Here is a 12,146-nt window from a genome sequence, read left to right as displayed (position 1 = left end):
GTCGCCCGGCGGCGGCACCAGGACCTTGGCCGGCGGCCCGGCCGGGGCGCCGGCCGGCGACTCCTCCGCCGCCACGGGCACGAGCACGGGTACTGATTCGGCGTCCACCCCGACCCCGGGCTCCGCGGCCGAGCCCGCCCCCGCTACCGCTCCCGGCGCGGCCAAGCGGCTGCGCACCGCCAAGAAGAAGGTGACGCTCCCCAAGGCCGTCAAGCCCTCGCTCGCCGAGAACGACGGCTGGCGCACCGCGCGGCTCTTCCCGGCCACCACCCTGAAGAGCGACCGCGAGCGCGAGGTGCGGGCCACCTCGGTCCTGCTGTCCGTGATGGCCCAGGTGCCGGAGTTCGGACGCCGGCTCACCGTGGCGTTCGGCGCCCCCGCCGGCCGTACGGAGACCTTCACCGAGGTCTCGCTCCCGCACGGCGACTCGCCGAAGCGTCCCGACGGGGTCATCCGGATCGAGCGCGCCGGACGCCTCTGGACCGCCCTCGTCGAGAGCAAGACCAACGGCAACCCGCTGAAGGCCGATCAGGTCCAGGACTACATGGACATCGCCGCCCGGCGCGGCTACGAGGCGGTCATCACCCTCTCCAACGACGTGGCCCTCGACGGCAGCCCGCTCGTCCCGGTCAAGGTCGACGGCCGGCGCAAGCACAAGGTGCTGCTCGGCCACCTCTCCTGGGCCGAGGTCGCCTACCAGGCGAAGATGCTGATCCGGCACGAGGGCGTGAGCAACCCCGCGCACGCCTGGCTGCTCCAGGAACTGCTGCACTACCTCCAGCACGACAACTCGGGCTGCCACGGCTTCCAGAACATGGGGCCGGCCTGGGTACCCGTCCGCAAGGGCATCGACGACGAGACGCTCACGCCCGGGGACGACCGTGCCACCCAGGTGGTGGAGAGCTGGGAGCGGCTCATCCGGCAGGTCTGCCTCCAGTTGGGCGGCGAGCTCGGCGTCAAGGTGCTGCCCGTTCAGCGCACCCGGCGCGGCGAGGACGCCCGGGCCCGACGGGCCGCGCTGGCCGACCGGCTCTGCACCGACGGCCGGCTCGACGCCGAACTCAGGATCGAGGACGCGATCGGCACCATCGCCATCACGGCCGACCTGCGGGTGGGCAAGCTGCGGACCTCCGCCGAGATCCCGGCCCCCGAGCAGGGCTACCCGCTCAGCTGGGTCAAGCGGCTCGTCCGCCAGCTCGCCGAGGCGCCGGCGGACCTGCACGTCGAGACGCTCACGGACGGCACCGCGGTCGGCCCCCGGGGCACCCTGGAGAAGCTGCGGCCCGAACCCGGCGACCTGCTGCCCAAGGACGCCTCGCGGATCACCGGCTTCCGGCTCTCGCTGTCGAAGAGCATGGGGAGCACCCGCGGCAACGCGGAGAGCGGATTCATCCGGAGCGTCGACGCCGCCGTCGAGCGGTTCCACTCGGGGGTCCTGGTGCACCTGGACCAGCGGACGGGGCGGCGCGCGTAGCGGGAACGGGAAGGCGGGGGCCGGGGCGACACGATCGCCCCGGCCCCCGTCGGCATTTCTGCGGTGAAGGGGCCGGGGTGCGGGGGCCGGGCCGAGGTGGCCGGGGTGCGCCATCGGGGTGGCGTGGTGGGGGTCATATCGGATGTACGGGAACCGAGGGGGGTGGGGGGACGACTGGTGGGGCGTGAGTGGGATGTCGCCGGGTAGCCGGCCGTTGAGTGTGCTGGGCGGGTTCGCCCTGCTGTTGGTTGTGGTGTTCGTCGTGGCCTTCGTGGTGGGGCGCGGGGCCGGACCGGTGACGCCGGGGTTGACGCCCGGCGGGGGTGGCGGCGGCAAGCCCGGGATGGGGCATGACATGGGAGCGGGCCGGTGACGTCCGTGACGGAGAGTGCCGAGAGCGCGGGCGGCCCGGAGGCCGCCGCGCTGGTGAGCACCGATCTGGCGGTCGGCGGGATGACCTGCGCGGCCTGCGTCAGCCGGGTGGAGAAACGGCTGGCGAAGATCGAGGGCGTGACCGCCGGCGTCAACCTGGCCACCGGCCGGGCGCGGGTGCTGCACCCCGCTGATGTGGGCCTCCCGGATCTGGTGGCCGCCGTCGAACGAGCCGGGTACACCGCCGAGTTGGCGCCGGACGGACTGTCGAGCGGCCCCGCGGAGGAGGACGCCCGAGAACGGTGGCGGCTGCTGGTGACGGCGCTGCTGACGGTGCCGGTGCTGGTCATCTCGATGGTGCCGTCGTTGCAGTTCCCGGCCTGGCAGTGGGTCTGCTTCGGCATGTCGGTGCCGGTGGTGACCTGGGGGTCCGCCGGGTTCCACCAGCGGGCCTGGCAGGGCCTGCGGCACGCGGCGGCGACCATGGACTCGCTGGTGAGCCTGGGCGTGGTGGCGGCGTTCGGCTGGTCCACGTACGCGCTGGTGTTCGGCGGGGCGGGCGAGGTCGGCATGCGGATGCCGTTCTCGCTGACCGCGGACGGCGGCGGCGCCGCGCACGTCTACCTGGAGGCGGCCGTCGGGGTGCCGCTGTTCGTGCTGGCCGGGCGGCTGCTGGAGGGCCGGGTGCGGCGGCGCACCGGTTCCGCGCTGCGGGCGCTGGCCGAACTGGGCGCGAAGGAGGTGTGCGTCCGCGATCCGCAGACCGGCGAGGAACGCCTGCTGCCGATCGAACAGCTGCTCCCCGGACAGGAGTTCGTGGTCCGGCCGGGTGACCGGGTGGCCACCGACGGGGTGGTGGTCGAGGGCGGTTCGGCGCTCGACCTGAGCCTGCTGACCGGCGAGTCGGTGCCGGTCGAGGTCGGCCCGGGCGACCGGGTCGCGGGCGCCACGGTGAACGTCGGCGGCGCCCTGGTGGTGCGGGCGACCGCCGTCGGCGCGGACACCCAACTGGCCAGGATCACCGCACTGGTGGCGGACGCCCAGGCCGGCAAGGCGCGGGCGCAGCGGCTGGCGGACACCGTCGCCGGGGTCTTCGTGCCGTGCGTGCTGACGGTCACGGTGTGCGTGCTCGGCTTCTGGCTGGGCGCGGGCGCGGACCCGCAGGCCGCGGTCACGGCGGCGGTCGCCGTCCTGGTGGTGGCCTGCCCGTGCGCACTGGGCCTGGCCACGCCGACCGCGCTGATGGCGGCCACCGGGCGGGGCGCCGAGCTGGGCGTGCTGGTGCGCGGCCCGGAGGCGTTGGAGAGCCTGCGCCGGGTGGACACCGTGGTGCTGGACAAGACGGGCACCCTGACCACCGGCCGGATGGAGCTCGCCGCAGTGACCGTGGCCTCCGGCACGGGGGTCGACGAGGATTCGGTGCTGCGGTTCGCGGGAGCCGTCGAGCATCGTTCGGAGCACCCGATCGGGCGGGCTGTCGTGGGGGCGGCCCGAGCCCGGGGCGGCTCCGAACCGCTCCCGGCGGTGGCGGAGTTCACGGCCACCGCCGGGGTCGGGGTGGCCGGTGAGGTCGAGGGCCGACGGGTGCGGGTGGTCCGCCCCGACCAGGCCGACGACACCCACGGACCACTGCCGGACGAGCTGACGCAGGCGCTCGCCGAGGCCTCGGCGGCGGGCCGCACGCCCGTCGTGGTGGAGCTGGACGGGCGGCCGGTGGCCGTCCTGGCGGTCGGCGACACGCTGCGCTCGGGCAGTTGGCGGGCGCTCCACCGGCTGCGCGGGATGGGCCTGGAGCCGGTGCTGCTGACCGGCGACGGGCCGGGCGCGGCCCGCGCCGTGGCGGCTGAACTCGGCATCGAGCGGGTGCACTTCTCGGCCTCGCCGGAGCGCAAGGCGGAGGTGGTGACCGAACTGAAGGCCGCCGGTCGGACCGTCGCGGTGGTCGGCGACGGCGTCAACGACGCGGTCGCGCTGGCCTCGGCGGACCTCGGCGTGGCCCTCGCCTCGGGCAGTGACGCGGCGATCGGCGCGGCCGGGCTGACGCTGGTGCGCGGGGACATCGAGGCGGTGGTGGACGCCGTCCGGCTGGCCCGGCGCACGCTCGGGACGATCCGGGTGAACCTGCTGTGGGCCTTCGGCTACAACGTGGTGCTGATCCCGCTGGCGGCGGTCGGGCTGCTGAACCCGATGCTGGCGGCGGTGGCGATGTCGCTGAGCTCGCTGCTGGTGGTCGGCAACAGTCTGCGACTGCGGACCTGGCGCCCCGGGCGGGGTGCCTCGGACGGGCGCGAGGGCGGCGGCGAGGGCGGCGGCGAAGGCGGCGGCGAAGGCGGTCGCGGCAGTGGCGGTCGCAGCAGTGGCCGCAACGGCGGTTCGACGGGCGCGCGGCGGCCGGCCCGGGCGCGGCGTTCGGCGGGTGCGGCGTGGTGAGCGGGCGGCTTCTCAGGGGTCTCACGGGCTCGGGTGGGCGGACGAGCTCGCGCGGGCAGACGGTCGAGCGGCTGAAGGTGGTCGGCCCGCCGGTGGCGGCGGCCGCGGTGGCGCTCGCGCTGCTCTCCGGGTGGACGGCGGTCGGCGGGGCCGGCACCGCGCGCCCGGTGGAGGCCGGACCGGGCTGGCTGCTGCTGCCCACGGCGGGCGGCGCGACGGCCACCGCCGCCTTCTTCACGGTCCGCAACCCCGGTGACATCCCGGACGAACTCACCGGCGCCAGCTGGGAGTTCGGCGGCAAGTTGACCCTGAAGCGGCATCTGCACCAGGGCGCCGCCGGCCGCTGGGAGGCGGTCGCGGCACTGCCGGTTCCGGAACGCGGCGAACTGAAGATGACGCCGGAGGATTCCGACCTGATGATCACCAATCCGCCCCCGCTGAAGGCCGGACAGTGGGTGGAGTTCACGCTCAGCTTCCGCAACAGCCCGGACCTGCGGGTCAAGGCGGAGGTGCTCCCGCCCGGCGCACGGCGCGGCGGCGGCTGAGCCGCCCCGCCCGTCCGGGCCCCATGGACCCGGTGGCTGGACCGTCCACTTCGAGGGGCGACGGTCCGACCACCGGCCGGGCCGGTCCTCGCAACTCCCGTCGATCCCCCGTCAGACGGGACGCCGAGGACCGGCCCATCGGCCCCCTGCCCGGTGCGCCGGCCACTGCTCGGCCGACGCCACGGGCCGGCGCCGGCCGACGAGGCCGGAGCGGTTCCCGGTGTGTCGATGGGGCACACCGGCCCCGCTCCGGCCTCTCTGTTTCCCTCACCCGATCGACCACGATCGGCGACGAGCAACCGCACCCCAGGGGTCGGCTTCGGACTTCCGTCGTCCTGCGGCGGCGGAGCGGCGGGGCGGCGCAGAATATGTTGACCGGTCTACTGAAAACGTGCGCTGGGGCGGCGATTTTATACCGACCGGTCTACTGATTTCGGCTCAAATATGCAGACCGGTCCACTTATTTGATGCGGAATAGGCAGACCGGTCTACAGATTTGCCGTCCCGGATCCGCCGGCCCCGTTCGGCAGGCGGAGAGCGGGCCGGAGGCGGGCACCCCCGGCCGCCACGCCCGGCGACGTGCTCCCACCCCGTCGGCCGCCCCGTCCCCCCACGCAAGCCCTATGCCGACGGCGCGCCCGGCCGTACCGGCGGGTCGAGGACGTCCGCCACCGGCCGGCGCGGGGTGGCGGCGCCGGGCGGGCCGTAGCCGACCCGCAGCACCAGGTGGATGTGCCCGGGCCCGTCGGCGGGGTCGCGCAGGCGCCAGCGGAGGTCGGGCCACTCGACGGCCTGGTGCCACACCGTCAGCCGCAGCCCGCGCGCGGTGGCCAGCAGCCAGACCCGCTCCAGCGCCTGCCCGGTGCGCAGCCAGTCCGCCGGCTCGTCCCCGGCGGTACCGAGCGTGCAGAGCTGGGGCAGCGCTTCGAAGCGCCGGGACGGCCGCACCGGCCCCTCGTGCTGCGGCGGCCGGCCGGCGAACTCGCGCATCGGCACCCGGGCGTCGTGGTCCTGCGCGCCGAGCACGGCGTACGGAAGGCCGTCGCCGGTACCCGGGCCGCCGACGCCGCCGCCGACACCGGCGTCCGGACGGAGCCAGGAGCGGGTCTCGGCCTGCCGGGCCGGGTCGTGGGCGGTCCGGTCCTCGGCCTCGGCGGTGACCTCCAGCACCCGGCGCACCCCGTCCTCCTCCAGGACGGCGAGCGCCACGCCCTCGTCCCGGGCGGCGGCGATCAGCTCCGCGACCACCGCCTCGGGCACGTCCCGGTTGGCGAACGGCTCGCGGCTGGAGTGCCGTCGGGTGATCGCGGCGTAGAGCTCCCGTCCGAACGGAGCCGCACCAAGAGCCGGCCCGGAGAGGTCGAGGACGGCGAGCAGCCACGGGTTGGCCGGGTCCGGCAGCAGCCGGACGGAGGCCGCGCGGCCCAGCCGGGCGGCGGCGACCCGGAGGTTGAACAGGGCCGCCCCGGCCGCGATGTGCAGCCCGGAGCCGTCGGCGTCGGCGAGCGGGACGGCGCGGTCCGGGTCGGCGTGCACCTCGACGCCGCCGCCGTCCGGGGTGGGGCGGAAGCGCCACGGCTGGCTGTTGTGCAGCGAGGGCGCCGCGCCGCCGGCCTCGGCGAGCAGCCGCAGGTCGACCGGAGTGAGGGCTGAACGAATCATGGTGATCCTCTCCTTGCCTCGATGCCCCGGGGCCGGCCGGACCCACCACGCGAGCGGGTGGACGGACCGGCCGATACGGCGGGGTACGGCTGCGGCTCCTGCCATCTCCGAGCCTCCGCCGCTCCGGGGGTGGGCGACAGGGTCCAACGGCCCCGATTCCCACGGACCTCGGTCAGGTGGGGGACGGTGGACACCCGGCCGCCCCCACCGGATCAGTCGTGCGGGACCACCGCCACCGGCGCGTGGGCGTGGTGCAGGACGGCGTGCGCGACCCGGCCGAGCCGCAGCCCGAGCTCGTGCGGGCGGCGCCGACGGCCGACGACCACGAGTTCGGCGCCGACGGAGTCCTCGACCAGGGTGCGGGCGGCGCCGAGCCGGACCTGTTCGACGACCTCGGTCTCCGGGTGCCGCTCGCGGTACCCGGCGAGGGCGGCGGCCAGCGCCTTCTCCTCCGCCGTCTGGAGCTGGGCCATCTCGACGCCGGACGGCAGGAAGCCGACCACCGCGAAGGCCGGCGGCAGGTCCCAGCCGTGCACCGCGCGGACCCGGGCGCCGCGCAGGGCGGCCTCGTGGAAGGCGAAGTCGAGCACCGCGTGGCTGGGCGCGGCCACGTCCACCCCGACCACGACCTCGGGGACGGCCACCCCCTCCTCCTCATCGGCCTCCGCCCGGTCCGCCTCCGCCCGGTCGGCCTCGGCGCGCCGTGCGGCGGCCGGGCGCGCGGGCCGGACCAGCACCAGCGGCACGGTCGAACGGGCGGCGACCGCCATTCCCACCGAGCCGACCAGCAGCCCGGCGAACCCGCCCAGCCCGCGCGAGCCGAGCACGAGCAGCCCGGTGTCCTCGGCGGCGGCCACCAGCCCGTCCACGGCCGCGTCGAGCACCACGTCGGTATCGACGGCGACGCCGGGGTGGCGTTCCCGCACCTCCCGCGCAGTCGCGGCCAGCATCCGCTGACCGGCCGCCGGCAGGTTCTCCGGGTCGGCGAACGCGGCCCGGCCGTCGGTGAGCCACGGCCAGGCGTGCAGCAGGCGCAGCGGGGCGCCGCGCCGCAGGGCCTCCTCGGCGGCCCAGTGGGCGGCGGCGGTGCTCTCGGGCGAACCGTCGACTCCGACCAGGACTGCTGGCGTCATGGAACTTCCTTCCGCTACGGGTCCGCGGTGGGCGGGCACTCGGCCGACGGCCGGCCGGCTGTCGGCTCGGGACCGCCCGGCACGCCCTGACGCGCCGTCGGCCTCCCTCCCCACCCTGGTCGGCGGGCCGGGCGGCGGACCAGAGGCCGCAGGGCCCTCGCGAAAGGGTCGAAAGTCCCGCCTCGCTTCCGGACCACCCCTCGGCGCCCCCGCGCGCACCGCCCGGCGCGTCCATGACCGACCCCGGCGTTCCCCGCGCACCCCACCGGGCACTAACGTGAATCCGACAATCCGCCAGGTCCGAGGACCGGGGGCGGCCCCGGACCAGCAGGACAAAGCAACGAGGAGGACGCCGGTGGGCGGCGCGGAGGGTACGCGGACGGGCACCGGCGGAGACCAGGGCGGACGGCCGGACGGCACCCCGCCCCCCGGCTGCCCCGCCCACACCGGAGCCACCCCCGCCGAGGCCACCAAGGCCGCCCAGGCCACCCAGGCCGCCCCGGCCGAGCCGTCCGCCGAGGGCCGGGCCCCCGGCGGCGCGCGGATGCCGCAGCTGCGCCTGGACGAACTGCTGGAGGAGCTCCAGTGGCGGATCGACGCCGCGCGCGGCACCCGGGACCGGGTGCACAGCCTGCTGGAGGCGGTGCTCGCGGTCGGCCGCGAGCTGGACCTCTCCCAGGCCCTGCACCGCATCGTCGAGGCCGCCGCCGACCTGGTGGACGCCCGCTACGGGGCGCTCGGCGTGATCGGCGCGGACGGGCACACGCTCTCGCAGTTCCTGACGGTCGGCCTGACGCCCGAGGAGATCGAGCCGATCGGCCCGCCGCCGACCGGCCGCGGCATCCTCGGCGAGCTGATCCGCCACCCGCAGCCGCTGCGCTGCCCGGTGCTCGCCGAGCACCCGGCCTCGGTGGGCTTCCCGGCCAACCACCCGCCGATGCACACCTTCCTCGGGGTGCCGGTGCGGGTGCGCGGCGAGGTGTTCGGCAACCTGTACCTGACCGACAAGCGCGGCGGCCTGGACTTCGACGCCGACGACGAGGCGGTCATCTCGACGCTCGCGGTCGCCGCCGGGGTGGCCATCGACAACGCCCGCCTGTACGAGGAGGCGCAGCGCCAGCAGCGGTGGCTGCGGGCGAGTGCCGAGATCACCCGCAGCCTGCTGTCCGGCGCGCCCCGGCTGGAGGTCGTGGAGCTGATCGCGCGCCGGGCCCGGGAGATCGCCGGTGCCGAACTGGCCGATGTGTCGGTGGCGTTGGCCGAGCCCGGCCGACGGGCGGCGGAACTGACCGTCGAGGTGGCGCTCGGCGGCCGGGCGGAGGCGCGGCTCGGGGTGACCGTGCCGGTGGACGGCACGCTGTCCGGCGCCGCGTACGCCGCCGGTTCGCCGGCCACCAGCGACGAGCTGGAGCACGACGCGCGGTTCCCGGCCGGGCCGGCCGGCCGGTTCGCCGGGCTCGGGCCGGCCGTCGCGGTGCCGCTGGGCACCGGCGGGGAGTTCGGGCGCGGCGTGCTGCTGCTGGCGCGCAAGAGCGGACAGCCGCCGTTCACGGCCGAGGAGACCGGCCCGCTGCTGGGCTTCGCCGACCAGGCCGCGCTCGCCCTCGAACTGGCCGAACGGCGCCGGGACGCCGAGCAGTTGACGCTGCTGGAGGACCGCGACCGGATCGCCCGGGACCTGCACGACCTGGCCATCCAGCGCCTGTTCGCCACCGGTATGACGCTGCAGAGCGCGGGCCGGCTGATCGAGAGCCCGAGCGCGGCCGACCGGGTCAGCCGGGCGGTCGCCGACCTGGACGAGACCATCAAGATCATCCGCTCGACCATCTTCGGCCTGCGCGCCCACAGCGAGCCCGACCGGGGCCTGCGCGCCCGCGCCACCCGCGCCGTCGGCGAGGCCCAGGCGACGCTCGGGTTCGCGCCGCGGCTCAGCATGGAGGGCCTGCTCGACACCGACGTGCCGCAGGAACTGGCCGAGCACGTCATGGCCGTCCTCGGCGAGGCACTCAGCAACGCCGCCCGGCACGCCCGCGCGAGCCGGGTCGAGGTCGCGCTGCGGGCGGGCGGCGGGAAGGTCGCGCTCACCGTCACCGACGACGGGGTGGGCGTCCCGGCGACCGGACGGCGCAGCGGTCTGCGCAACCTCGCGGAGCGCGCCGAGCGGGCGGGCGGCAGCTTCGAGCTGCTCGCGGCGGACGGCGGCGGCACCCGGCTGGTCTGGGAGGCTCCGCTGGGGGTGTGATCGCCCCGGGGGCGCGACGGCGGGTCAGTGCGCCTCGACGGTCAGACGGCGGCCGACGACCAGCTCGGGGCCGATCCGGATCTCCACCAGACCGGTGTCCGGGCGGTCCGGACCGTCCACCGTGCGGAGTTCCGCGCGGCCCAGGACGGTGACGCACCACCCGGTGCCGTCCGCGCCGTCCACCTCGTCGGCCTCGAACGCGATCACCGCGCCGTCCACCGCCCGGGCCAGCTCCGACCCGGCCGCCGCCGACAGCAGCACGCCGCCGTCCCGGTCCAGCCGGAACCGGACCGGCAGGACGGCCGGCAGGGCGCCCACCGTGTAGATCACGCGGCCCACCCCGGTACCGCCCAGCAGCTCCAGCGCCCTGGCCTCGTCGAGTGCGCGGACGCCGAGGGGCAGCCCGCCGGGCTGCGGCCGGAACAGCGGTTCGACCTGCACGGACGCGGCTTCGGACGCGGCTTCGGGATCGGCGTTCATACCTGTGATCGTCACTCGGCGGACGGGGGCGGGACGAGGGCCGATGGTCCCGCCGAGGGTCCCGTCCGGTCCACCGTCGTAAGCCCCGGCCACAAGGGCAGCACTGCCCCGCGCGCGGAACGGGCCGGGCCCCGGACGCGCTGTCCGGGGCCCGGCCCTACCGGGTTCGCGCGCTGCGGGTTCAGGCCCGCGAGCTGCCGCCGCCGAGCATGCGCGAGTGGTGGTGGGTCGACTGCGCGGCGGCCGACTGGCGCAGCTCGGTCGCGATCAGGGCGGCCTGTACGCGCCGCTCCACGCCCAGCTTGGCGAGCAGGCGGGAGACGTGGTTCTTGACCGTCTTCTCGGCCAGGTAGAGGCGCTCGCCGATCTGACGGTTAGTCAATCCTTCGCCGATCAGCGCGAGCACCTCCTGCTCGCGCGTGGTCAACTCCGGCCCGTTGCTGGACGGTTGCTCGGGTTCGGCCTCGCTGCGCAGCCGGTTGAGCAGGCGGGTCGCGGCGCCCGGGTCGAGCATCGAGCGGCCGGAGGCGACGGTCCGGACGGCGGCCACCAGGTCGGTGCCGCTGATCTGCTTCAGCACGTAGCCGGACGCCCCGGCCATCACGGCGTCCAGCAGCGCCTCCTCGTCGTCGAAGGAGGTGAGCATCAGGCAGGCCAGGTCCGGCATCCGGGAGCGCAGTTCGCGGCAGACGGCCACGCCGTCCCCGTCGCCGAGGCGGACGTCCAGCACGGCGACGTCGGGGCGCAGCGCGGGGACCCGCACCAAGGCCTGCTCGGCGGTGGCGGCTTCGCCCACCACCTCCAGGTCCGGCTCGCCGTCCAGCAGATCGTGCACCCCGCGACGCACCACCTCGTGGTCGTCCAGCAGGAACACCCTGACCGGTGCCGGCGTCTCGGTACCGGCCGTCTCGCTCGCCATGTCGTGGCTCCACCTTCTGCAAATCCGGCACACCGCACGCCGGGCCGATCGCATCATCCCCCATCGCCCCGCCCCACCCCAGGGCCGAACGACCCCATTCCGGGGAGGCGGGGGGACGAAGGTCCCGGGGCACCTCGGTGCGGCCGGGACGAGCACGGGCCGCCCCCGCGCGAACCTTCTTCCGCTCTTGCTGCCCGGCCGCCCGGGAAGCGAGAGCGGAAGAACCGGCCTGCCCGGAGCGGTGCGTCAGGGGCGGTGCGTCAGGGGCGGTGGCGGCGGGCGTCGGTGAGGCCGATGAGCAGGAAGGCGGTGGAGACCGCGGCCGCGCTGCCCGCGGCGGCGGCGACGCGCGGGGCGAGCGGGCCGCCACCGGAGAGCAGGATGGAGGCGGCGCCCAGCGAGGCGATCGCCAGGCCGACCAGCAGCCAGCCGAGCAGCGCGCGGGCGGCGGGGCGCGGGGAGCGGGGCACCGGGTTCGGGTCGAGCAGTGCCCAGCGGGCGGCGTCCTCACGCCGCTCGGCCCGGCCCTGAAGGTGGGCGCGGACCCGCAGGATGACGCCGGCGACCAGGCCGGCCAGCGCGAGCTGGGCGGCGGGCTGCCAGGCCGGGACGGCCAGCAGCAGCCCGCCAGAAAGGGCCAGGCAGGCCCACCACACCACGCAGGCGGCCGCGGCGGTGCGGGCCGAGTGGGGGCGGTCCTCGCCGGCCTGGAGGTCGGCGATGGCGGGCAGGTACCAGACGCAGCCGGACGCGGTGATCGCGGCGGTGCCGATGGCGAGAACGATGTGGGACATGGTGCCGTCTACTCCTCAGCCGGAGACGGAAGGGGGAGCCGCTCCCGCCCGCCCGGGGGCAGCGACGCGGGCGGGAGCGGCGTTCGGGGGGGGCG

9 protein-coding genes are annotated in these 12,146 nt (G+C 76.2%); 4 read left to right on the top strand and 5 right to left on the bottom strand.

What is annotated here, in order from left to right; translation table 11 throughout:
- The 3 genes from AB0N76_RS37415 to AB0N76_RS37405 form a co-directional block, all read left to right on the top strand.
- Positions 1-1,474, top strand: a 1,474-nt coding sequence (locus tag AB0N76_RS37415) for a hypothetical protein (protein WP_363565192.1), incomplete at its 5' end; no start/stop codon positions are given.
- A gap of 378 nt (positions 1,475-1,852) precedes the next feature.
- On the top strand, positions 1,853-4,276 hold the full coding sequence (locus AB0N76_RS37410) for a heavy metal translocating P-type ATPase (protein ID WP_363565196.1): 2,424 nt from the start codon (positions 1,853-1,855) through the stop codon (positions 4,274-4,276).
- Positions 4,273-4,821 carry a copper chaperone PCu(A)C gene (locus AB0N76_RS37405; protein ID WP_363565190.1) on the top strand — a complete coding sequence of 183 codons (549 nt, stop codon included), beginning with the start codon at positions 4,273-4,275 and terminating at the stop codon, positions 4,819-4,821. The genes AB0N76_RS37410 and AB0N76_RS37405 overlap by 4 nt, the downstream gene beginning before the upstream one ends.
- Positions 4,822-5,442: 621 nt before the next feature.
- Here AB0N76_RS37405 and AB0N76_RS37400 read toward each other — a convergent pair.
- Both AB0N76_RS37400 and AB0N76_RS37395 read right to left on the bottom strand, forming a co-directional pair.
- On the bottom strand, positions 5,443-6,483 hold the full coding sequence (locus tag AB0N76_RS37400; RefSeq protein WP_363565188.1) for a hypothetical protein: 1,041 nt from the start codon (positions 6,481-6,483) through the stop codon (positions 5,443-5,445).
- A gap of 212 nt (positions 6,484-6,695) precedes the next feature.
- Positions 6,696-7,616 carry a universal stress protein gene (locus AB0N76_RS37395; protein WP_363565186.1) on the bottom strand — a complete coding sequence of 307 codons (921 nt, stop codon included), beginning with the start codon at positions 7,614-7,616 and terminating at the stop codon, positions 6,696-6,698.
- A 544-nt stretch (positions 7,617-8,160) separates the two neighbouring features.
- On the opposite strand from AB0N76_RS37395, the gene AB0N76_RS37390 reads away from it, so the two are divergent.
- The gene (locus AB0N76_RS37390; protein WP_363565194.1) at positions 8,161-9,858 is read left to right on the top strand and encodes a GAF domain-containing sensor histidine kinase; all 1,698 of its coding nucleotides are present in this window, start codon (positions 8,161-8,163) and stop codon (positions 9,856-9,858) included.
- 24 nt (positions 9,859-9,882) lie between these two features.
- Here AB0N76_RS37390 and AB0N76_RS37385 read toward each other — a convergent pair whose 3' ends face one another.
- The 3 genes from AB0N76_RS37385 to AB0N76_RS37375 all read right to left on the bottom strand — a co-directional run bounded on the left by AB0N76_RS37385 (position 9,883) and on the right by AB0N76_RS37375 (position 12,051).
- Positions 9,883-10,338 carry a pyridoxamine 5'-phosphate oxidase family protein gene (locus AB0N76_RS37385; protein WP_363565184.1) on the bottom strand — a complete coding sequence of 152 codons (456 nt, stop codon included), beginning with the start codon at positions 10,336-10,338 and terminating at the stop codon, positions 9,883-9,885.
- Between the two features lie 181 nt (positions 10,339-10,519).
- A complete protein-coding gene (locus AB0N76_RS37380; RefSeq protein WP_363565182.1) occupies positions 10,520-11,257 on the bottom strand; it encodes a response regulator transcription factor in 738 nt (245 codons plus the stop codon).
- Between the two features lie 260 nt (positions 11,258-11,517).
- The gene (locus tag AB0N76_RS37375; RefSeq protein ID WP_363565180.1) at positions 11,518-12,051 is read right to left on the bottom strand and encodes a hypothetical protein; all 534 of its coding nucleotides are present in this window, start codon (positions 12,049-12,051) and stop codon (positions 11,518-11,520) included.
- Positions 12,052-12,146: the final 95 nt, after the last annotated feature.

The organism is Kitasatospora sp. NPDC093806 (genome assembly GCF_040683335.1).
Taxonomy (GTDB): Bacteria; Actinomycetota; Actinomycetes; order Streptomycetales; family Streptomycetaceae; genus Kitasatospora.
This window is presented reverse-complemented; position numbering and strand designations above follow the sequence as displayed.

Excerpts from the sequence above, each read along its gene's own strand:
- AB0N76_RS37400 (WP_363565188.1), bottom strand. The coding sequence starts at position 6,483 with ATGATTCGTTCAGCCCTCACTCCGGTCGACCTGCGGCTGCTCGCCGAG.
- AB0N76_RS37395 (WP_363565186.1), bottom strand. The coding sequence starts at position 7,616 with ATGACGCCAGCAGTCCTGGTCGGAGTCGACGGTTCGCCCGAGAGCACC.
- AB0N76_RS37390 (WP_363565194.1), top strand. The coding sequence starts at position 8,161 with ATGCCGCAGCTGCGCCTGGACGAACTGCTGGAGGAGCTCCAGTGGCGG.
- AB0N76_RS37385 (WP_363565184.1), bottom strand. The coding sequence starts at position 10,338 with ATGAACGCCGATCCCGAAGCCGCGTCCGAAGCCGCGTCCGTGCAGGTC.
- AB0N76_RS37380 (WP_363565182.1), bottom strand. The coding sequence starts at position 11,257 with ATGGCGAGCGAGACGGCCGGTACCGAGACGCCGGCACCGGTCAGGGTG.
- AB0N76_RS37375 (WP_363565180.1), bottom strand. The coding sequence starts at position 12,051 with ATGTCCCACATCGTTCTCGCCATCGGCACCGCCGCGATCACCGCGTCC.